Source organism: Pedobacter sp. AC402, assembly GCF_979252805.1.
Window position 1 is genome coordinate 543,616 of record NZ_CEEDAI010000011.1, and the last position, 20,520, is coordinate 564,135.

The 20,520-nt window shown below is 37.1% G+C and carries 22 protein-coding genes and 2 tRNA genes; 19 read left to right on the top strand and 5 right to left on the bottom strand.

What is annotated here, in order from left to right; translation table 11 throughout:
- Positions 1-31 precede the first annotated feature (31 nt).
- Positions 32-103 (top strand) — tRNA-Asp (locus tag AC0IWE_RS21260).
- 195 nt (positions 104-298) lie between these two features.
- Positions 299-372 (top strand) — tRNA-Asp (locus AC0IWE_RS21265).
- 75 nt (positions 373-447) lie between these two features.
- Here the strand turns inward: AC0IWE_RS21265 and AC0IWE_RS21270 are convergent.
- The gene (locus tag AC0IWE_RS21270; protein ID WP_471794805.1) at positions 448-948 is read right to left on the bottom strand and encodes a GIN domain-containing protein; all 501 of its coding nucleotides are present in this window, start codon (positions 946-948) and stop codon (positions 448-450) included.
- 371 nt (positions 949-1,319) lie between these two features.
- On the opposite strand from AC0IWE_RS21270, the gene AC0IWE_RS21275 reads away from it, so the two are divergent.
- From AC0IWE_RS21275 to AC0IWE_RS21285, 3 genes are all read left to right on the top strand, one after another.
- Positions 1,320-2,450, top strand: coding sequence for a cation:proton antiporter (locus AC0IWE_RS21275; RefSeq protein WP_471794634.1), 1,131 nt, complete (start codon positions 1,320-1,322; stop codon positions 2,448-2,450).
- Positions 2,395-2,904, top strand: coding sequence for a hypothetical protein (locus AC0IWE_RS21280; protein WP_471794635.1), 510 nt, complete (start codon positions 2,395-2,397; stop codon positions 2,902-2,904). The genes AC0IWE_RS21275 and AC0IWE_RS21280 overlap by 56 nt, the downstream gene beginning before the upstream one ends.
- A 200-nt stretch (positions 2,905-3,104) precedes the next feature.
- On the top strand, positions 3,105-4,778 hold the full coding sequence (locus AC0IWE_RS21285) for an alkaline phosphatase family protein (protein ID WP_471794636.1): 1,674 nt from the start codon (positions 3,105-3,107) through the stop codon (positions 4,776-4,778).
- Between the two features lie 80 nt (positions 4,779-4,858).
- Here the strand turns inward: AC0IWE_RS21285 and AC0IWE_RS21290 are convergent, their stop codons facing one another.
- The gene (locus tag AC0IWE_RS21290; protein WP_055912036.1) at positions 4,859-5,998 is read right to left on the bottom strand and encodes a hypothetical protein; all 1,140 of its coding nucleotides are present in this window, start codon (positions 5,996-5,998) and stop codon (positions 4,859-4,861) included.
- A 19-nt stretch (positions 5,999-6,017) separates the two neighbouring features.
- On the bottom strand, positions 6,018-6,911 hold the full coding sequence (locus tag AC0IWE_RS21295; RefSeq protein WP_055912038.1) for a TssN family type VI secretion system protein: 894 nt from the start codon (positions 6,909-6,911) through the stop codon (positions 6,018-6,020).
- Between the two features lie 117 nt (positions 6,912-7,028).
- Here AC0IWE_RS21295 and AC0IWE_RS21300 point away from each other — a divergent pair, with 117 nt between their 5' ends.
- Positions 7,029-7,967: a type VI secretion system baseplate subunit TssG gene (locus tag AC0IWE_RS21300; RefSeq protein ID WP_471794637.1), complete on the top strand. Its 939-nt coding sequence runs from the start codon at positions 7,029-7,031 to the stop codon at positions 7,965-7,967.
- 2 nt (positions 7,968-7,969) lie between these two features.
- On the opposite strand, the gene AC0IWE_RS21305 is transcribed toward AC0IWE_RS21300, so the two are convergent.
- A complete protein-coding gene (locus AC0IWE_RS21305) occupies positions 7,970-9,835 on the bottom strand; it encodes a type VI secretion system baseplate subunit TssF (RefSeq protein ID WP_471794638.1) in 1,866 nt (621 codons plus the stop codon).
- 26 nt (positions 9,836-9,861) lie between these two features.
- Positions 9,862-10,296 carry a GPW/gp25 family protein gene (locus AC0IWE_RS21310; protein WP_471794639.1) on the bottom strand — a complete coding sequence of 145 codons (435 nt, stop codon included), beginning with the start codon at positions 10,294-10,296 and terminating at the stop codon, positions 9,862-9,864.
- Between the two features lie 178 nt (positions 10,297-10,474).
- Between AC0IWE_RS21310 and AC0IWE_RS21315 the strand changes: the two genes are divergently transcribed.
- From AC0IWE_RS21315 to AC0IWE_RS21375, 13 genes are all read left to right on the top strand, one after another.
- Positions 10,475-10,996 carry a hypothetical protein gene (locus AC0IWE_RS21315; RefSeq protein WP_471794640.1) on the top strand — a complete coding sequence of 174 codons (522 nt, stop codon included), beginning with the start codon at positions 10,475-10,477 and terminating at the stop codon, positions 10,994-10,996.
- Positions 10,997-11,007: 11 nt separating this feature from the next.
- Positions 11,008-11,493: a type VI secretion system TssO gene (tssO, locus tag AC0IWE_RS21320; protein ID WP_055912047.1), complete on the top strand. Its 486-nt coding sequence runs from the start codon at positions 11,008-11,010 to the stop codon at positions 11,491-11,493.
- A gap of 34 nt (positions 11,494-11,527) precedes the next feature.
- Positions 11,528-12,508: a PKD domain-containing protein gene (locus AC0IWE_RS21325; protein ID WP_471794641.1), complete on the top strand. Its 981-nt coding sequence runs from the start codon at positions 11,528-11,530 to the stop codon at positions 12,506-12,508.
- 201 nt (positions 12,509-12,709) lie between these two features.
- Positions 12,710-13,351 carry a type VI secretion system protein TssR domain-containing protein gene (tssR, locus tag AC0IWE_RS21330; RefSeq protein ID WP_471794642.1) on the top strand — a complete coding sequence of 214 codons (642 nt, stop codon included), beginning with the start codon at positions 12,710-12,712 and terminating at the stop codon, positions 13,349-13,351.
- Positions 13,345-13,785, top strand: a complete 441-nt coding sequence (locus AC0IWE_RS21335) for a hypothetical protein (RefSeq protein ID WP_471794643.1) — start codon at positions 13,345-13,347, stop codon at positions 13,783-13,785. The genes tssR and AC0IWE_RS21335 overlap by 7 nt, the downstream gene beginning before the upstream one ends.
- 13 nt (positions 13,786-13,798) lie before the next feature.
- Complete coding sequence (locus AC0IWE_RS21340; RefSeq protein WP_471794806.1) at positions 13,799-14,923, top strand: hypothetical protein; 1,125 nt, start codon at positions 13,799-13,801, stop codon at positions 14,921-14,923.
- A gap of 52 nt (positions 14,924-14,975) precedes the next feature.
- Positions 14,976-15,248 (top strand): hypothetical protein, encoded by a 273-nt coding sequence (locus AC0IWE_RS21345; RefSeq protein ID WP_055912053.1) that lies wholly within the window; start codon positions 14,976-14,978, stop codon positions 15,246-15,248.
- The gene (locus AC0IWE_RS21350) at positions 15,245-15,940 is read left to right on the top strand and encodes a hypothetical protein (RefSeq protein ID WP_471794644.1); all 696 of its coding nucleotides are present in this window, start codon (positions 15,245-15,247) and stop codon (positions 15,938-15,940) included. Before AC0IWE_RS21345 ends, AC0IWE_RS21350 begins: the two co-directional genes overlap by 4 nt.
- Positions 15,941-16,055: 115 nt before the next feature.
- Complete coding sequence (locus AC0IWE_RS21355; RefSeq protein ID WP_471794645.1) at positions 16,056-16,697, top strand: Clp protease N-terminal domain-containing protein; 642 nt, start codon at positions 16,056-16,058, stop codon at positions 16,695-16,697.
- Entirely contained in the window at positions 16,684-18,573 is a 1,890-nt protein-coding gene (locus tag AC0IWE_RS21360) for an ATP-dependent Clp protease ATP-binding subunit (RefSeq protein ID WP_471794807.1), read from the top strand. The genes AC0IWE_RS21355 and AC0IWE_RS21360 overlap by 14 nt, the downstream gene beginning before the upstream one ends.
- 55 nt (positions 18,574-18,628) lie before the next feature.
- On the top strand, positions 18,629-19,075 hold the full coding sequence (locus tag AC0IWE_RS21365) for a hypothetical protein (protein WP_055912059.1): 447 nt from the start codon (positions 18,629-18,631) through the stop codon (positions 19,073-19,075).
- A gap of 18 nt (positions 19,076-19,093) precedes the next feature.
- Positions 19,094-19,399: a hypothetical protein gene (locus tag AC0IWE_RS21370; RefSeq protein ID WP_471794646.1), complete on the top strand. Its 306-nt coding sequence runs from the start codon at positions 19,094-19,096 to the stop codon at positions 19,397-19,399.
- Positions 19,393-20,481, top strand: a complete 1,089-nt coding sequence (locus AC0IWE_RS21375) for a type VI secretion system contractile sheath protein TssC (RefSeq protein WP_471794647.1) — start codon at positions 19,393-19,395, stop codon at positions 20,479-20,481. The genes AC0IWE_RS21370 and AC0IWE_RS21375 overlap by 7 nt, the downstream gene beginning before the upstream one ends.
- The last annotated feature ends 39 nt before the right edge of the window (positions 20,482-20,520 follow it).

A 20,520-nucleotide genomic window follows, 5' to 3' on the forward strand; every position in this document is an offset into this window, starting at 1 on the left:
CAAGAGGTTCTAACTTTAAAGAGGAACAAAAGGAGTGGTAGTTCAGCTGGTTAGAATGCCTGCCTGTCGCGCAGGAGGTCGCGGGTTCGTCCCGTCCATTCCGCAACAAAAGCCTTAACTTGAAAAAGTTGAGGCTTTTTTGTTTAAAAATCATTTTGATTAAAATATTTAGAATGAGGTTCAGTGTGTTACGTAATAAATGATTAAAAAGACGGTTATTATAGTGATAAACTCAATATTGTATCTATATTTGCAATCCCGAAAGGGGAAGAGGTTCTAGCTTTAAAGAAGAACAAAAGGAGTGGTAGTTCAGCTGGTTAGAATGCCTGCCTGTCACGCAGGAGGTCGCGGGTTCGAGTCCCGTCCATTCCGCAACAAAAGCCTTAACTTGCAAAAGTTAAGGCTTTTTTGTTTAATCAGTTTCAATACAAATACTTCAGTATTCAACTATTTAGTCAATTGTGTTTGTAATACAGCAAATTGATCAAAGGTTAGTTTTGGGTGCTTATCCATCAAAAGAAAATGTGTATCTGTGTTTCCCTTTAAATAAAGTGTTGATTGATCATAAATTGCGGTATAAAGTCCCTGGCTTTTGGTATAAATGTTAGCGTTTGCATTTCCCTTTAAAATAATCTGGAGAAATTTCGTCGCCAATATTCCATCAGTGCTTACTGTAGCATTATCTTCAGCTTCAATTCTATAAATTTCAGCTACATAAACAATCAACCTGCCTGTTATTGGCCCGGTTCCGGTGATGTTAAGTACATCGCCCTGTTGTGTTATTTTTGCTTTTCCTTCATTGTCATTAGCATAAGAAATACCAATCTCCGACCGCTGGATCAGAACTACATCAATATTTCCTTTGATTATGATTTTTCTGAAGGGAGAAAACCCTGTCAGTTTTAATGGGTTTATTTTCTGCGGCTTGGGTGGCGATCGGAAAAATATAAGTTAATAATAAAATAATGACTGTTGTCATTGCAATTAGGTTTTTGATGAGTTTCATGATATATTTCTGTTTAAATAATTTGTTTACGATACGGACTGCTATTCTTAGGATAGGTCATGTCGTTTAGATCCATGTTAACGAAGGAAATGCCAAAAGAAATGATACGAATTAAAATGTTGATATACAGATAATTAAGCTATTTTTTCAAAAATCGAAGTGTTCATTATCGGACATTCCGTAAATGGAAATGAAACGGTATTATTTAGGAATAAATTTCAAACCAGCTTCTCGCAATGAAATTGTATCGTATTTTTTATAAATTGACGTACTGATTCACTATTACTTACTCATCATCTAAGAAACATCTATCATGCATACCATTTTACCTTTTCTGCTTGCCATCATCGCAATAATTGTATTATTGAACATGTGGGCCACCAAGCTTAAAATTGCTTACCCGATTTTATTGGTAATTGGAGGATTGGTAATTAGTTTTATACCCGGACTACCAAAAGTGAAAATTGATCCAAACCTGATCTTTTTTATTTTTCTTCCACCCTTGCTGTATGAGGCGGCGTGGTCTATCTCTTTTAAAGAGATGAAAAAATGGTGGCGGATTATTGGAAGTTTTGCTTTTCTTGTGGTTTTTTTTACCGCTTTATCAGTTGCGTTGGTTACCAATCACTTCATACCCGGATTCACCATTGCTTTAGGGTTTTTATTGGGAGGAATTGTTTCCCCTCCTGATGCCGTAAGCACCGCCGCAATTACAAAATTTGTAAAAATTCCAAAATCTACTGCTGCAATTTTGGAAGGTGAGAGCCTTTTAAACGATGCTTCTTCGTTAATAATCTTCCGTTTTGCATTGGTTGCGGTAGGTACAGGTCAGTTTATTTGGCAGGAAGCAGCTACCAGTTTTTTGTGGATGGTTTTAGGTGGCGCAGGAATTGGTTTGTTGTTGGGTTGGATATTTGTTCAGGTACATAAATATTTACCCACTGATGCACCATCAGATACGGCACTAACACTCATTGAACCTTATTTCATGTACTGGATAGCCGAACAGCTACACAGTTCGGGGGTGCTCGCAGTGGTAAGTGGAGGGTTGTTTATGTCGGCAAGGCGATTAGTTTTCCTAAACAGTACCAGTCGCATCAGAGGATTTAGCGTGTGGGAAAGTTTTATATTCATTTTAAATGGCGTAGTATTTCTGATTATCGGATTAGAGCTCCCTGAAATTAGAGATGGTTTACGTGCACAGGGAATACCCCTAAGCACCGCTATAGGTTATGGCTTATTGGTTACAGGTGTATTAATCGTTGCCCGTATCATTAGCTCTTACGCAGCAATGATGGCCACCCTTATTTTCCGCCCAGGCGTAATGCCTGCCGCACGTTCCAAAAGGGCATTATTGTTTATGCCCTTATTAGCTCGGTTGGACAGGTATGCGTGGCGTAGTTTCATTGGCTGCCGCATTGGCCATACCCTTATCATTCGATAATGGAACAGCTTTTCCACAAAGGAACCTCATTTTGTTCATCACCTTTATTGTGATTTTATTAACACTCCTGATACAAGGACTTACACTTCCTTTCATTATCAGGCGCACAGGTGCCTTTGGCTTTATCATCAGGCAGGAAACCGATGAAATGGTTAAAAGAAACATGAAGCAGGGCTTAAAGCAACATTCCTATCAATTTCTTAAAAACAAGTACGAAAACGAAATGAATGGAAATGCAACCATGGAAACATTACTCAAACACTGGGAAGAAAAAGCCAACGCTACCGACGATGGCTGGATGAATGAAAGTACAAAAACCATTTTTATCGAACTATTGGAAAGTCAACGCAACTACCTAACCGAACTCAACAAAGATCCAGCGGTTGACGAAGAAATCATCCGACATCAATTGTATCAAATCGACCTCGAAGAAGAAAGATTGAAAATTATTTAGCGCAAACTCAATCGTGCCCATAAATTAAAAAACTGAATATCCATCACATAATCCGATCCTAATACCGTTTTAATGGAAGGTTAACTAATTGTTATCATTAATGTATTGAATTAGAATGAGGTATTTTCTAAAAATTTTTTGTTTAGTTTAGCTAAACAAAATAATTTTTATGTAAACAATATCCAAAACTCTATTCAACTATGAAAACATTAAAATTTTTATCATTCCTATTTTTTCTGTCCATCTTATTTATTAGTTCGTGTAAAAAGGCGGGTACAGTTACTTCAGAAGAAAATCTAATTTCTGATGAGCAATCCCTGGCAAAAAGTGCTTTGGCAGCCAAACCTAAAAAGGTGTTATTTATTGGTATTGATGGCTGTGTATGGAAAGCCATTACGGCAACAAATGCGCCTAACCTCAAAACGTTGATGGATCAATCCTACACCAGTACAAATGCATTGGCACAGGTACCCACCTGGTCATCAAACGGATGGTCTGCTTTATTTACAGGAGTAGGTGTAGCCAAACACAAAGCATCTGATAATAGCTTTTCAGGATCAGATTTTGTAAACTATCCCTCATTTTTCAGGCAGATTAAAACCAACTTGCCAGCCTTACGTACAGCATCAATTGTGAGCTGGTCATCAATTAACGATTTTATTGTAGCTACGCAAGATGTAACGGTTAAACAAAACAGTGCAAGTGATAACGCTACCGAAACCAGAATTATCCAGGAAATTACCACGAGCAATACCGATGTTGCTTTTTGCCATTTTGATGATGTAGATCATGCCGGGCATGCCAGTAATTACAGAACAACAACTCAAATGTATATGGATTCTGTAAAGGCCGTTGATGCGCGTGTTGGTAGAATATTAACTGCCTTAAAAGCCAGGCCAAGTTACAATAACGAAGATTGGTTAATTGTTGTGGCAACCGATCATGGAGGCGATGCCAGCCATGGCGGTGCAAGTTACCTGGAACAAAATGCATTTATCATTTTAAATAACAGCGCTATTGCACCACAATTGGTTAATGCTTTACCTACCACTGCAACAGAATCTACTCCGAACAGCATTACCACTGTCGATTTTAAAACCAATGTTTATGGTCAGCTGCCAACACTAAGTAGTCTTAACCTAAGTGCAACAGGGAGTTTTACCATCGAGTTCAGGGCAAGGGCAACTTCAGCCTCAAGCGATCCGGTAATTATCGGAAATAAAAATTGGGCAAGTGGCTCTAACAAAGGAATTATCATTTCCAACAGAAATGGCGTAATCAGGGCCAACTTTGGCGATGGAACCCATAGATTGGATATTGATGGCGTTGATTTAACCGATCAGTTATGGCATCATGTTTCAGTAGTGGTAAACCGTACTACCCAAAAAGCTACGCTTTACGATGGTGGAATACAAGTTGCAGAGGGTAATATTTCTGCCGTGGGCGACCTGCAAAGTGGCACCGCATTTAAAATCGGTCAAGATGGTACTGGCAACTATAATCCATATTTTACTGGTAATATTTCCGAAATCAGGTTATTTAAATCGGCTTTGCCTGCAACAAGTATTGGTACTTATAGTTTTACGGCTTTAACATCTGCACATCCGCAAAATTCCGATCTTGTTTTATACACTAAAGGCAATGAAGGTACCGGAACCACTTATAATGGAAGCCTGGTAACGCCTCAAATTGCTATGTTAACAAAAAATAGTGCTACGGTTAGCTGGACTGCGCTTACTACACCAATATTTAAACGTAAAACTACCGATTATCATGGCGCCCCTTATTTGTATAACGTGCCACCAACAATACTTAAATTTTTAGGCATTGCAAAGCCTGCTAATTATGATGGTTCGGCCCTTGTTAATTTCTAAGAGCCAACCATTATGGTAAATAAAAAAGCTGTACCCGGATTTATGGGTACAGCTTCATTTTTATTGTTCCGAGAAATGTTTTAATCTAGTAATGTCCAGGTTTTTCTGGCCTGCACCTGTTGCACAACCTGTTGTTCTGCAACCACAATATTTTCTTTGCGCTGGCCAATGTATTCCAGTCCGCTTAATTTATTCCAAAGTGCAACCAATACATTCATAAACTCGCTGGCCATAAGCATGCTGTTGTTAATCTGTTTATGATCGTATACCAACTCAATGGTTTTAGCCAGCAGTTCTTCAAAATTACCAGGGGTTACATCTTTCCACTCATAAAAATATTTAAGTAATTCCTCTCTTTCGCGCGGATCGATCAGTTTTATTGCTGTGAAAAAAATATGTGCTAAACTTGAGAAATAACCTACTAAAACCACTGGCGATTCCCGATGGGCAATATTTCTATATTCGTAAAACAAACCTGCAATGTAATCTACAATCTTTTCAGAAATGAGCCTGATATTTTTGCCTAATGGGGTAATGTTATCGCGCCCGCTTGTTTTATCAATAATTTTAAAAGCAGCCAATTGCAAATCATTTAATAACACGCTGAAAGATTCATAATATCTAATCAGTGCGGGGTGGCTTGTAATGGTCGAACTTGGTGGTATATAATTGTTATTGATCGATAATCTGCCATTTTCGTAATAAACCTGGCCAATGGTTAAAAAATAACTATCAGCCGTTTGCGAGCTTACCTCTGTTTCTGGCAGAACAGCAATTGAATAACTTTTTGCCAGTTCGGGATATCGGATCGGGCTTTCTTCCGGATTAGGTGTACCAGATGGCGTACGGTTGAACGGATTAACTACTAGTAAAATAACATAATTTCGGGGTTCAGATTGTCCAAAATAGTGGTTATGAACCAAAGTATCCATATTGTCAGATTGTACAATATCAATGTGGCAGCCTTCAGGCGTAATCGCATTACAGTACCTCACCCTAACTTCGATATGATTGGTTGCTTTTTCTAAAATTTCTATATCGTGCGAACTCTTATAGCCGGCAAAGGGAGGTAAAAAACCGTAGTTACTGCTGTTTAAGTTCAGCGATACGGCATCGCGTACAAAATCTTGTAAATAGAGATCGCTTAAAGTAAAATGATCACTAGAAAGCTTCATGCCATTAATCCAGTTAATGGATTTATATTTTAGCGGCTTTATCATGGTAAATGTTTTTTATAGATTAGATAAAGATAGCACTTTCTCCCACTTCGTGTGGCTTATTTGCATTTTCCGATACACGTTTGGCATAAATCGTCATTTTTTCTGTAATGCCGTTTTCGATAATATCAAGATCTGGATCTATAAAAATGTTCCGTTTAAAAAAGGATGTTTTGATAAAAAAGATCCATTTGTAATTCTCATAGTCATCGCCTTTAAACTCAACCGGACTTTTAGCAAACTTCAGATTATAATCATCAATAAATTTGTGAAACCAGATTCCGAAATTCATGTTTTCTACCGCTTTTACCTTCACTTTCAAAGGCTCCGGATCGCTACTTTTTTTGTAAAGTTCCAGCTCCAATACCAAAAGCCTGTTAAAATCCACATGGTCCATGTTGATGTCAAGAGGAGTGTCTGGATATTTCCAGATTTTGTAAATTTCTGACGGAATACCGAGCAGTGAAACATAGGCCCACCAAAAAATAAGTGGCACAAAGAAGCAGGTGATGCTGCCTGCGCCAAACCATCCAAAATTAACCGAACTTAACCAGTTAAAGGCAAGCTGAAATAAATAAACAGATAAAAGGGCAGAAATTAAAGTGGCGAAAAAGATAAATACCTTACGCTCCAGCAAATCCTTAGGATAATATTTAGTTAATAAATAAACGAATACCGTACCCATTAAAATGTAAAAAATACAGCAGATAATATACCCCCAGGGCATAAAATTGAAGTTTAAAAAACCTAAAAATCCGGGTAATGCTAAAATAATGCCGATAAGAAGAACACTTACGATAAGTCTTTTGTTGTTAAGAAACTGGTTCTTTTTGTTGATGATAGAAAGTACTGCCGTTGAGATAATAAAGATCAGCGGGAATAAGAGAAAGCGAATAAAAAATGATTTAACGTCCATTAATTTTTTTAGATGTGATGTACTACAAATATAGTATCTTTAGTATTTGATTTTGATCCTTTATTTTTTCGATAATAAAAATTTAATCTATAACAAAAATGCAAGCTTAAAGTTTAAATGAAAAAAGAAACTTTGATTAATAACGAACTCTTTACAGATTACAAAGCTGTGGCTTATGCTGCTGATTTGATAGAGCGAAATATAATTGAGGCAGATCGGATAGAAATCATTCCGATAGGGCCCGATAAGCGCGCTTTTGCAAAAGATATTGAAGATACAAACACTTATTATTCTGAAAAAAGAAGGCATGATCGTATCCGTGTAAACATCAATAGGGAAGGTTTATACGATATGCTGCCCGAAGGACTTTTCCATCGTCCGCCTACAGGCAGCGCGGGCATGGATGAGGAATCGATGATTAAAGATATCAGAGACAGGAGAGAGGAAGAAAAGCAGACCAGGTTATTTTTTACCCCATTTGATGCAGAAATCAACCATGTAAGGATCATGACCGAGCTCTATGAAAATAAGCTCGATAAAAAAACTACTTATGCAGATTTAAGCCAGATTTTTGAACTTGGATGGGACGAATTTAACCTGTTAAATAAAGAGCAAAGTATCATTTGGATGCATTTACTGCCAGAAATACAGCAAAAAAGAAACGATATTGAATTTGCATCAAAAGTGCTTACCGCATTATTTAATTTGCCTATTGCCATTGTAGATGCTACAGCCAATATAACGCCGATCAAAATAGCCGATAACATGCAGATGGAGCTGGGTGGAAGTGCCCTGGGCATTGATACAATTATTGGAGATAGCTTTATACACGAGCATGAATCATTTAACATCAATATTGGGCCAACTTCGCCCCAACAACTGGTTAATTTTATCCCAGGGCAAAAGAACAGGGCCATTTTAGATATGGCCATCAGTTACCTCATACCTGTTGATGCGGAAGTAAATGTAGAAATGCTCACCGCTGTCGATTTTCAGGAAACGGTATTAAGTGCCGATGGTGAAAGTGCCTACCTTGGCTATACCGTTTATATTTAGCATTATGCCATTCTATAAATCGAAGGTTTTAATAACATTCGGTAATGTATATTCATGGTACTGCGTAAATTTAATTTTGCTAAAGTAAGGCTTAAAAGTTCTTCCCAATCCTGTGCGTTCAATTTAAGGTGATCTGCCGGTTCGATAATAATATCCGTAGTTTTAATAAAACCTGCGTTTGGCTTATTATCCATAATTAAACCTTTGGCTAACGTAACGCTTTTCAGTTGGTTGCCCAATTCGTAACGGCAAAAATTAATTACATCTGCTTTGGTAATAATCCGGTCGGCAGTGGTTAAGCCATATTTATAAGCCTGAACCCTGTTGGCAGCATTAAGTCGTGATCGGCCTCCTTTTGTTTGGCTCAGTAAAACGACACTTTCTGCATTAACCCTGTTGTTTTCGTAAATAACCAAACGGCTTCCTGCATTAATGTGGTTGGCTTCTTCAGCCTGAGTAACCCAAATATCCAGAAATAAAATATCAGCATCGTCAATTGGTTTCAATACAATATAACTTGGCAATTCTTTAATATCTTTCAATGCCGAGCGGCTTTTTTGTTCAATAAGGGCAATATTTTGTTCCAGGTTTTTAAGTATAGTGCTTAAAAAATCAGGCCCGTATGCAGAAAATGCTGCTTTTTCATCTCTTAAAAGTTCAAAAAGGTAATCAACCAGTTCTTTCGCGTTTCGGGTATCAAAACGTTCGGTACCACCATACCTGATTGAAAATGAGCCATCCCCCTTTTCATTCTCGTTGGTGTATGGAATTTCATTGTAACTTTTGCCTTTATTATCCTTCAGGTTTTCTACCGCCAGCATCTGGTCTGCTGCTTCAGTTTTAATCGGAATAATATTATTCATGGTTTTAAACCGGTGTTTAATCTGGCTCAACCGTTTATTTACCACAGGGAATGCATTAATATAAATATGCAGTTCGTTCAGCATTTCCTGATTGATGGCTGCGGGAAAAACAACTTTTAACCATTTAACTTTTCCATCGATCTGATTTAATCCTCCAGGTTGAAAAATATTTTCAAAAACCGGAGGAAGTTCTTTGCTATCGTCGATGTTAAAATCGTTAAGGTCGCCCAGCGTGATAAACCTGTTGCTATAGTACTGCAAAACGTCGGCTTTAATCAGATTGAGTAATTGTTTGTGGTGAAAAGGCGCCTCAACCTTACCCGTTAAAGGCTCGTCCATAAAACGTTCCGTATAGGGCGTAAGCTCATTGTTTTTGTAGAACCATTTCCCCAATGATAGCAGGTCGTAAGCATTATCGGGTACCGAATAGTTTTTCCAGTCAAAAAATAAATTCAGTTTATTAAAATCCATCCAGTTTTTTAGCCCGCTAAAGCCAATATATAGGGTGTTTTTTTCAATAGCAGAGCCAGGTAGCGTATTTAAGCCAGGTTGTTTGCTTAATTGCTCAACATTAAAAAGGGTATTTCCGGTGGCTATGTATTTTATAGATGCATTATGAACTTTTACAGCATGTAACGGACTAAAGAAAATATCAGTTTTTTTTGTCTTATCGTTTTCTTGCTGAATGTTCTTTTTAAATGCAAACTGGGTATAAGGCGAAAGGTAATCTTCATCTTCAATAGGCCTTGCATGCATAATTGCGTGGGCGGGTAATGAAGAGGTTAAATGATCAGGTGCCAGAATGCGGCTAATTTTATCAAAAATCCTGTTTTCCAGGTTTTTAACATCATTAGATACATTAAATAATTCGTTGCTTAATGCCTCAATAATCAGTTTTACCAGCGGGTCAAAATCATTACTGTCTTTAACATTCCAAAAATCTTCGGCATTTTTTAAAATTCTATTTCGGATTTCATCTTTTGATGAATAAAAAACTGGCTTCATGTGTAGAAAATTTGGGGCGTTTTAATTTAGGTTGATAAGGGGCTGAGGAATAAAGCAGTGTTAAAAAAATATTTTTCTCCTGTGGTTTTTATCAGTGCCCTAACACTAATATCTACCTTTTTTTTGATCTCTGTTATCTTACGCAACGGATATACATTTTCTACCTCCGTAATGCGCACTTCTACCGAAGTATTGTATATTCTGAACTCAGAATCAGTAATTGATTTTAATAAGGATTTACGGAATTTTTCCTCCCAGATGCTTTCACTCACGATTAATTCAAAGTCTAAGTCCCATATTTCACACCCAAAATCATTGTGAAACCTATGTTCGCCATAACGGGTGAAAATAATCAATTCTATGTGGTTCGAAATCGATTTACCCAGGTCAGTTGGCTGAAGGCCAGCACCTGAAAATATGGACTTAAATCTGAAGGGTTTGTTGTAAAAATTTTCAGACATAGATGATTTGGCTTAAAGTTTGTTAAAAGTAAAAGAAATAAAATCGTTTTTATAACCAAACAACAAATATTAAAAATTGTTATGGTACAGTGTTAATTTGAGAAAGATGTGTGATTTTAAGTGAATTTGATGTCGGATTAATTCTTATACTGTTGCAATGTGAAACTATTAATGCTCTATGAAACCCATTAACGCCATTGAAATTAGGGGTGCTTACACCAAGTTTATCTTAAACTTTGTGTTTCTTACCCTTTTCTCCATTCTTTGCATTTATCTATTTTATGCAGCTTCCGATTATGAGTATACATTACTCGACAAAAAAGTAAAAGAGACTGAAAAACTTTCTTACCTGAGAAAAGATATCAATACAAATTTCGACCTTATTCTGCTCCGCTTCAAAGAACTCTCCCAATACAGCGATTATAATGCTGATGAAATGAGTAAACAGGCCATCTTACTTAGCGATATTCAAAGCGCAAATAACAGGATAAAAGAGCTTATTTCTAAAAAAACAGAAGTTACACCCAGCTTTACGTTGTACGAAAAACTGAACAACAATGTAGGTGCAATGGCCAACCTTCAAGATTCACTTATCGATTCGAGGTCTGTAATACAGCGGGCTAAAGAAAGGGTTAACGAATGTATTCAAGCAAATCAATCAGCAGCAAAAAAAATTAGAAACGGCAGGTTCGGCCGGTAAATAGCACTATTATGATAAAACTAAGCATAAAAGATAGGCGCGAACAATTCTTGTTCTTTTTAGCGCTATTTATTTTTACAGTTGGACTTTTAAGTTTTGGCATTTTTTACAGCGGTAAATCCAAGTATGAAATCTCTAAGGCCGACCTGGAATTAAAGATCAATGAAAATGAAGTATTCGAAAATACTGTAAAAGAAACCATGCCCATTGTTGATACCACCTTTAAATGGATTACACGTTACAATCCAAATGTTAGGGCTGTATTTTTAAGAGATGACATTCAACGCTCATTGGGATCAATCAAATCTGCATTTGACCGGAAAGCATCTGATTCTCGCTATAAAATTTTTGTTCAGAACCAACTTTTATACGACAGATTATTTTACGACAGGCAGGAACAGAATAAAAACATTTCGGATATCGAACTTTATCAAAAACAGCTTGACGATTGCATTACCAACAGGCGACAACTTCAACAAACCATTTCAGCAAGATAAACATTCTCAAAACAACCTATAAACAACGCTACCTATGTCTGACACAAACACCAAGCAAGTTAATTCAAATTCGCAGGGCTACGTTATTCTCTACATCCTATTAGCTGTATTGCTTTTAACAGGTCTAATTTTCTTATTTAAGAGTTCATTGTTCGAAAAGAGGGCAATTGATGCGAAAATCATTAAAGATGAAATTTATTTAAACGAAGACCTGGTTTTTACCGATAACACTCCAAAAGCCTCAAAATGGTTATGGGAATTTGGAAATGGCGAAAAAGCCACCACCAAAACAGGATCTTATCATTACACAAAGGCCGATACTTACATTGTGCGCTTAACTGTAGATGGCGAACTCCGCCAGGAATTTCCAATCACGGTACGCGATACGGTTAGGGCAATTGCTGTGGATAGCGTACTTACCATAAGCGGGCCAACTGCGGGTTTGGTTAACGAAGAAATCAGGCTGGAAGGCGATGGTGAGGGAAAAGAGTTTGAATGGTCTTTCGGCGAAACCGGCCGTGTGGATGTTAAAGGAAAAACTGCTTTATACACTTACCGCGCTCCGGGTAAATATGTGGTACGTCTTCGATCTGATAAAGCCCGTAAACCAGCTTTCCTAAACATATTAATTACCGATCCGAATGCCGAAATAGTAGATGATCTGGTTGCGCCTGGCGATGGCGAGCGCAAAACGATTGATGATATCAGGGCCCGTTTACAGGCTATTGCAAATGGAGCCGATTTTAATTCCAATTATTACTACCTCATAAACAAATACATGTGCAGCAATGAAAAAGTAACTGTAAATGTAGAAATGAACGGTAAGAAAAAACAAACAGATATTTATTCATACTGTATGGGCTTAACTTTTGGAGGCGAAATAGCGGTAGATGAAGCACAATTAACCATTAAGCCAAATTCTACCTGCGCCAGTTTATTAAATATTAAACAACACTCCGGAACTGCACAGCCCGCAGCAACAGCAACTGCAGAGGCTCCGGCGAAAACTAAATAGATTAACATCTTAACCTAATTTTAAAGCTCATCTACAAAAAATATGAAAAAATATTATGCCTTAACCATCCTGTTTTAGGAATATCGTTTGCCTTTGCACAATCACCGGCATCGTTTGGCAAAAAAGTGAAATACATGCCTGAAATCTTACGAAAGGCCTGCCGAAACCATCAATGTAAACGAAAGCACCAGCAGCAGTAGTTTGCCATGGATTGTTTTTTCCGATCGTGAAGACAATTACACTACAACTTCACCCGGTGGAAGTTTAATTATGAAGAAAATCAGCTTTATGGAACCTTTTTATGTTTCTAAAGAAGAAAACGGATACCTTAAACTGATTAAATACAAAGCCGGAATGATTAGAGGCCGGAAAATTAACGATAAAAAAAGTGCCATCAGTTACGGTTGGATTTCTAAAGCCAAGTTGCTTTTATGGCAACGCGCTTTCTCTAACCAAAAAACAGGTTATGCAGAAAAAGCTATTGGGATCATAAACGGAAAAAATGCCTTAACCGAGCCAAAATTTTATTTTGATACAACTGATTCTATCCTGGTTTATAATACGCCAGAGCTAAAAGATAGAAGAACCAAAGTGAGGTTGCATGAAATTGCTTATATCTACAAAAAATCAGAAGATGGCAAAAAGTATCTAATCGGATCGGACGACCAATTGGTTGCCGATACAGCCTTAAAAAGTATTTATGGATGGGTTTCTGCTGAAGCTGTACATAGCTGGGGAGACCGTTTGTACATCACCTCAGTTAAGCCTGGCAATTATGATAATGACGATTCAACCTCAACTGCTATAAAAATGGAATTGATAAGGGAACAGCTTTCGTGGTAGATCCTTTATTGCCAAGCGAAAATCTGATTTTAAGAAGTGTACCAGTTGTTTCGGATGATGCCGGTGCATATGCTGTAGGTATTGCAACTGATGTTTATAACAAAAAAGACAATAAAATATTAACCATTAACGGCTCGGCACTTTCTTATCAGGACTACCTGAAACTCCGCAAAAATAAAACAAAGGTAAATGTTGTTTTTGTAGTGGATGGCGGAAGCCCAATGACCAAATATCTTTCTGGTATGACTAATACCATTGCTTCGTTTGAAAGTATAATGGGCGATTTTGGAAAAGGAACCAAAGTAAATTATGGTGGAGTAGTTTATCGCGGAGAAAGCGGATGTGCCTTACAGGGGATTTTTGTGAGCCCTATTCAGGATGATTACAGGCAATTAATGACTTTTTTTATCAAACCAGGCCAAAAATACACTTAGGTGTAATGGAGAAATTTCAGAAGAACCGGTTTTTAGTGCATTAAAAGCAGGAATTAATTTGTTTAAAGCCAAAAAGAATGAAACCAACTTAATTATTTTGGTAGGAAGTACAGGAAACATCGGCGGTACCAATAATTATCTTATTAATGAACTGAGTGAGCAGGTTGCATTGGCCGATGCACGCATTTTGGCATTACAGGTATATAGCGATTTTAACCAGTCGTTTAATGATTTCGTAATTCAATCACGTAAGTTGGTCTCTGAGTCGGCCATCCGCTCTGCAGAATACAGAAAAAATACCATGGTTAAAGGTGAAGGTTTAAAAAGCTTCCAACCTTACAACACAAGTTTGCAAGATTCTATTTCTTACTATTTAGATTATCCAAAAAATAGTTTAATACAGGGAGGAGTTGTATTTCCAACAAAAGGTACGGTTAATTCCAACCAGAGTATGACGATTGCACTGCGCCGTTTTGTAAAAGAAACCAATGCAGATATTTATAACCAGATCAGCTCTTTGGATAGTGCATTCCGTTTAACAGGCATCTCCCGCAAAAATTTATCTGCTGATATAGAAGGTTTATTGCCTTTGCCTGTAGGTGTAGAAATTGCCGACAGGATGCCTCACAATGCTTTTAAATATTACAGTACAGCAAATGTATCAGCAGATGTGGTAAAAAATAACCGCTCCAGTTTACAATACGCCATCGTATTAAACAATATGGAATACAAGCAGATAGTTGATGTTTTTTCGATTATGCTTGGTCAAAACCTTCAGCCAGATCAGTCTTCTTTTAGAAGTAAGCTGGTAAAAAATTATGTAAAAATGCCTAAACAGTTATTGGGGATGAAAGTATCATCAGGTGATATTAAAGCCATGACTTTGGCCGATTACATTAAACTGGTTACAGGTTTGCCATTAAATAATGAGTTTTTAGCCAAATACAAGGTGAGTGATTTAAAAAGCACCTCTAAAATGCCTTTAGATCAGTTTGAAACCTACATTAAATTGCTAAATCAATCCGTACAGCAGATTAAACGCGCTACTCAGATTGAGCAACAGTTTATATCGAACGGAAAAACCTATTACTACATCACTGAAAATAATTTTAACCCGGCAGTATTGCCTGCAAATTAATGATTATGACAATTGCTGTCTTGTTTACCGCGTAGGTTATCTGAATAATAATATGCTGACTAACAAAAAATATCGGTCTGATAAATATGTGAAACCAATGTTGATTGTTTTTTGGCTATTGCCATTTTTAGCTAAAATATTAAAGCAAAGACAAGGTATTATTATAGGTTCGATTCTTTTTGCCATTACATTAACCTTAGGTATTATGATTTATAGACTTATTAATGAAGGTGATAGGAAATCAGCCATTTATATAATTTTAGGCTTGAGCGCATTTTATGTATTTATTATTGTTTCCATATCTTTTTTAAATATAGAATTATGAAGATTTGGCATATTAAATCGCATAATATTTTATTATCGGGTAATGCTGAAAATACCGTTTCATTACAATTTAACGGTATTTGGATAAAGTTTGTAGAAGAAGGCAAAACGCTTAAGATACAAGCACATAAATGCAGTTTTATTGATACCGTAACAGCAAGAGGTGAACAGGGTAGAATAAAAACAGGTGAAACAACACGCTCAGACCGTAGAATAAGTAAAGTTTTTGGAAAATTGGAAGCTAGAGAATCTGCCAATAAACATGAATCTTTTGCCAACTTAAGTTTTGTACAAGGTTTGTTCCCAAGAGGTGTGCTAAACTTTAATAATCTGATTTATAATATTAAATCTTATAATAAAGCACATTTTGAAGATGGAGGAAATTATTACAATGATAGAAAGGGCATGGGTAAGAAAGATTTAGATAGAGCCTTTACCTTAGGTTCAACAGGCCCTCTATTGGGAGGTGTTTTTAGTGAAGCATCAGCCTCTGTTAAAGCTTTTAGTTACATCGGTTTAGGGATAGATTTTGCAGGATTATTTTCTGATATATCTTTTAGTAATCTCTACGAGAATCTTGTTAAGGTTTCTACAAACAAGCCTGTTGTAATAGTAGATTTTGATAAAGAAGATGATAGTTTAAAAGATTCCGCAGAGCATGTGATCCGGGCTTTTAAGTTGCAAAAATTATAGAAAAACGTGATGAAAAAATAACAAAGAGAATATTTTACAAACAATGTGGCACAGTGTTTCCGATTATACTGGAAGGTTATACTAAAAGAGCAAAAAGCATTGGATAGAGAAAAATATGGCAATTACAAATTTAAGCGAATCGGTAAAAACAGCACTGCATATCGCACAATCTCTGGCAAAGGAATACAGAAATGAAGTATTTTCTGCTGCCCATTTGCTTAAAGGATTAATGCATAAAGATGTTGGTTTACGTTCATTTATAACCTCAATAGGTAAAGATGAAGAATACATAAGCGAGTGGGCTGAAGTTCGGATTGATGAGCAGGCTAAATCAGCCAGTCTAAATGATACCGTAAGCGGTTCCTCGGAAATTGCTGTGATTTTTGAAGAAGCAGATAATGTACGCATTAAACTTGGTCTTGATCTCATTACACCAGTATGCGTGCTAACTGCCTTAGCAAAACCTGGCATTGGTTTTCAGCCCGACCAGTTGAAATCATTCCCGATTAAGGAACGCGAAATTTTGGATCTTTACGTAAAAGACGAAGAAATATCGAGGGTAGTTTCGCCTGATAAAACAACATCAGGTACTGAAAACAAAAGCACAGGCAATGCGCTACATAAATATTGCATAGATAGGCTGCAAATGGTACGTGATGGCAAAACCGACCCAATAATTGGCCGCGATAAAGAAACGCGGATGATGATGGAAATTCTTTGCCGCCGCACAAAAACCCAATGTAATATTAACCGGTGATGCCGGAGTAGGTAAAACAGCCCTTGTTGATGGATTCGCTATTGATATAGTAAACCAAAATGTTCCCGAAAGTTTAAAGCCTGTTCAGCTTTTTGAATTGGATTTAGGTTCTTTAATTGCGGGAGCATCTTATAAAGGAGAAATAGAAGACCGCTTAAAAAACATCATCAAAGAAGTAAAACAGTTTGAAAAAGCAGTTCTTTTTATAGATGAAATTCATACCTTATTAGACAGTAAAGGGCCACTTGGTGCAGGCATTGGCAATTTATTGAAACCCGAACTCGCCAGGGGAGAAATTACAGTAATCGGTGCTACCACAATTGATGAATACCGTAAAATTATCGAACCCGAACAAGCCTTTAGCCGCAGGTTTGAAGTATTACAGGTAAATGAGCCAAACGAAGAAAGCACCATAAAAATGCTACAGAAACTGGCCATAAAGTACGAAGAACACCATACTTTAACAATAGAGCCTGATGCCTTGGGTGAATGTGTACGTTTGGCAAAACGTTACATGAAAGATAGGCGCCTGCCTGATTCGGCTTTCGACCTGTTAGACCGTACAATGGCCGCCATGAAAATGATGAACGATACTTCTGATCAGGTAATTGAGAGTTTGGAAAGCGATTTAGAAGTATTGAAAGCAAATTCAGATCAGTCAGAAGCCGATCAGTTTGCAGATTATAAATGGCTTTTTTCATTACTTCAGAATAAATTAAGTCCGGTTTTGCTTGGCCGTTTAACTGATGAAACACAAACCGATGCTTTCGAAACGGCTGATGAATATCAGGGTTATATCAACAGCAGTCTTCAGGAATTAAAAAAATACGCCGCAGAAAAAAGCGACCGCATAACAAAACAGGATATTGCCTCTATCGTTGCCTATAAAACAGGAATTCCGATGGGTAAATTGCAGGCAGGAGAAAAAGAGAAATTGCTCAACATGGAGCAATACCTTAAAAAACGTGTGGTGGGGCAAGATCAGGCATTAAAAGCAGTTTCTGATGCAATTTTGGAATCTCGTAGCGGATTGAACAAAAAAGGCCAACCCATCGGCTCATTCTTTTTATTGGGGCCAACAGGAACAGGTAAAACGGAACTCGCTAAATCAATCGCCGAATTTTTGTTTAATGATGAAAAGGCAATGATCCGCTTTGATATGTCCGAATTTAAAGAAGAGCATAGCGCAGCATTGTTGTATGGTGCTCCTCCGGGGTATGTAGGTTACGAAGAAGGTGGTTTGCTGGTGAATAAAATCAGACAACAACCTTATTCTGTATTGCTTTTCGATGAAATAGAAAAAGCACACCCATCAGTGTTTGATACTTTTTTACAGATTCTGGATGAAGGGCATATGCACGACCGTTTGGGGAAAGAAGGTGATTTTAGCAATTCACTTATACTTTTCACCTCAAATATTGGTAGCGAGTGGATTGCCGAACAGATAGGTAAAGGCATTATTCCTGCATCTAACCAATTGATGGAAGTAATGGCGGGGCATTTCCGACCTGAGTTTTTGGCCAGAATTTCTGAAATTGTTCCTTTTGCACCAATCAACGAAAGCAATGTAGTGCGTATTTTCGAAATCCAGTTAAGCAGCCTAATCCAATCTCTAAATAAAATGGGTATCGACTTTGAAATAGCCGATGATGCCAAGAAAATGATTGCTTTGGATGGCTTTACTCCAAAATATGGTGCACGTCAGTTATCTGCGGTAATCAGAAATCTGCTGCGCAGACCAATATCCAAATACATCATTTCGGGTGAACTAAAAAAAGGATCAAAGATTAAAGTAAGCAAACATCCGGATGAAGATCAGTTGGAATGGAATATTATTCAACCAGAAGCAGTAATATTGGAACAAAAATTGAGTTAAAACGTTAACTATTATATTATTAGAAAATTTAATCTTAAATCTAAATCAACATACTATGTTTAACTATGAAATTGGAGGTAATGAACGAAAAATTGATACCTCAGAAGCTTTCGCAGAAATTGCCCATAACAAAACACTTTTTGTTCAAAAACTTACCGATAACGAACCCATTAAACCAGAAAAGGTAGAAGGATTAAAAACGGTTAAAGAGGTGTTCGAACATTATAAACCAAATGTAAAAGTAGCTTTCGAAAAGCAGGATGGATCTACCGTTGGCGAAACTATAAATTTTAACGATTTGGGAGATTTTGGTGTAAAAAACATCATCAACCAAAGCAATTACCTCACCAATGTTAATATTGAGAGAGAAATGTCGCTTAATGTGATCAAACAATTAAAATCGAATAAAACTTTAAAAGCTACCCTTGATGATGAAGAAACTAAATCTGCATTCATTAGTGCTTTAAAGAATTTTGTTGATGAATTAGAGGAAAATAAATAATCTAAACGCTGAGAAAACATGTCAAACCCTCAAGAATTAAAAGCAGACCAAAATACATCCGAAGCAGGTTTTAAACCAGCCGAAGTAAAAACCATAGAAAAAACATCACTCAAAGATAACTTAGAAAAACTGGCCAGGGTTGGTGGTTTCGATTTGTTGGAAGCTACAGTTGATGGACTTCAGAATTTAAATCCTGAAAGAAAAGCCCGTAAGCAGATCTTTTTAACCGGCGACGAGAAAAAGAAAGAGCGCGAAGAGCTAAAAAAGAAAATTCAGCTTTGGATAGACGTACTTGAATCTTCCGCTTTGTTGCGGATATGGTAGAAAAAAGTACCGAAAAGTTAAATGCTGCGGAAGAAAACCTGAAAAAAAACCTCGGAACAGCCTTAGAAAGTACCAAAGAATTAGAGCAAGCTTACAGATCGGTTCATTTGTTTTACAAAAATACCGAATCGGATAAACTTAAAAATGTGGTGCTCTTAAATGCATCAATGGATCAGATTAAAGATTTGGATAATCCTCGTTTTATCGATTATGTGGATGATGAGCTGAAACAAAATTACGACCGTTTGGATTTACGCAATAACTACTCATTAATGGTGGTTCCGGGTTATATGGGATCCAACAAAGTATTAGAAAGATGGGGAAAAATAGCGCATAATAACAAAGCAATGCTGGTAACAGATTTTGCCGATCTTGATCAGCCTGATGATGTACTTGATTTATTTACCGCAGCAAACTTTACCGGAGGCGATGCCTTCAGATCAAACGTAATCATGACTTGTAACTGGTTGGTAGGCCGTGGAAAAGTTGCCGAGGTTGGGGAAGAAGATGACCTTACTGTACCTGGATCAGCCGCACTTGCAGGTAAAATGTATTACACACTAATGTCGCAGGTTACTGCCGGTAAAAAACATGGTGCAATAAACGAAGTAGATGGTGTAAAATTCGATTTAAAGAAAAGCGAGATCTCTCATTTAGAAAGAGTTGGCTTAGTGCCAATGGTAAATGAGTATGGCAAAGTAATGGCTTTCTCTGCGAAAACCCTATTTAATGGCGATAACATTGGCTTGCAAACATATTCTGTTGTTCGTGTATTTGATTATATAACCAAAGTATTGTTCGATTTCTTAAACAGAAGAGCATTCGAAAACTGGACTTCAAAAACCGAGCAGGATTTACGCGGGCAGATTGTTAAATTTTTAGATGGTATACAAGGTGCAGATCGTTTAATTGAAAGGTTTAAAATTATGCGTTTCGAAAGAGATGAACTTCAAAAAGACAGGATTCATTTAGATATCCACATTACCCCATATTTCCCAGCTAAAAGTTTTGTTGTAAAACTTGATGGGCATAAAGGTGAAGACGAAAGTACCACATGGAACTCGGAGTATAATCAACAATAGTTTTTGATTACTGAAAATAAAAACCCAACCTTAGCGTTG

Excerpts from the sequence above, each read along its gene's own strand:
- AC0IWE_RS21280 (WP_471794635.1), top strand. The coding sequence starts at position 2,395 with ATGCGTGGCGTAGTTTCATTGGCTGCCGCATTGGCCATACCCTTATCA.
- AC0IWE_RS21365 (WP_055912059.1), top strand. The coding sequence starts at position 18,629 with ATGTTTAACTATGAAATTGGAGGTAATGAACGAAAAATTGATACCTCA.
- AC0IWE_RS21355 (WP_471794645.1), top strand. The coding sequence starts at position 16,056 with ATGGCAATTACAAATTTAAGCGAATCGGTAAAAACAGCACTGCATATC.
- AC0IWE_RS21310 (WP_471794639.1), bottom strand. The coding sequence starts at position 10,296 with ATGTCTGAAAATTTTTACAACAAACCCTTCAGATTTAAGTCCATATTT.
- AC0IWE_RS21290 (WP_055912036.1), bottom strand. The coding sequence starts at position 5,998 with ATGATAAAGCCGCTAAAATATAAATCCATTAACTGGATTAATGGCATG.
- AC0IWE_RS21315 (WP_471794640.1), top strand. The coding sequence starts at position 10,475 with ATGAAACCCATTAACGCCATTGAAATTAGGGGTGCTTACACCAAGTTT.
- AC0IWE_RS21295 (WP_055912038.1), bottom strand. The coding sequence starts at position 6,911 with ATGGACGTTAAATCATTTTTTATTCGCTTTCTCTTATTCCCGCTGATC.
- AC0IWE_RS21275 (WP_471794634.1), top strand. The coding sequence starts at position 1,320 with ATGCATACCATTTTACCTTTTCTGCTTGCCATCATCGCAATAATTGTA.
- tssO (WP_055912047.1), top strand. The coding sequence starts at position 11,008 with ATGATAAAACTAAGCATAAAAGATAGGCGCGAACAATTCTTGTTCTTT.
- AC0IWE_RS21325 (WP_471794641.1), top strand. The coding sequence starts at position 11,528 with ATGTCTGACACAAACACCAAGCAAGTTAATTCAAATTCGCAGGGCTAC.
- AC0IWE_RS21350 (WP_471794644.1), top strand. The coding sequence starts at position 15,245 with ATGAAGATTTGGCATATTAAATCGCATAATATTTTATTATCGGGTAAT.
- AC0IWE_RS21370 (WP_471794646.1), top strand. The coding sequence starts at position 19,094 with ATGTCAAACCCTCAAGAATTAAAAGCAGACCAAAATACATCCGAAGCA.
- AC0IWE_RS21300 (WP_471794637.1), top strand. The coding sequence starts at position 7,029 with ATGAAAAAAGAAACTTTGATTAATAACGAACTCTTTACAGATTACAAA.
- AC0IWE_RS21305 (WP_471794638.1), bottom strand. The coding sequence starts at position 9,835 with ATGAAGCCAGTTTTTTATTCATCAAAAGATGAAATCCGAAATAGAATT.
- AC0IWE_RS21285 (WP_471794636.1), top strand. The coding sequence starts at position 3,105 with ATGAAAACATTAAAATTTTTATCATTCCTATTTTTTCTGTCCATCTTA.
- AC0IWE_RS21345 (WP_055912053.1), top strand. The coding sequence starts at position 14,976 with ATGCTGACTAACAAAAAATATCGGTCTGATAAATATGTGAAACCAATG.
- AC0IWE_RS21375 (WP_471794647.1), top strand. The coding sequence starts at position 19,393 with ATGGTAGAAAAAAGTACCGAAAAGTTAAATGCTGCGGAAGAAAACCTG.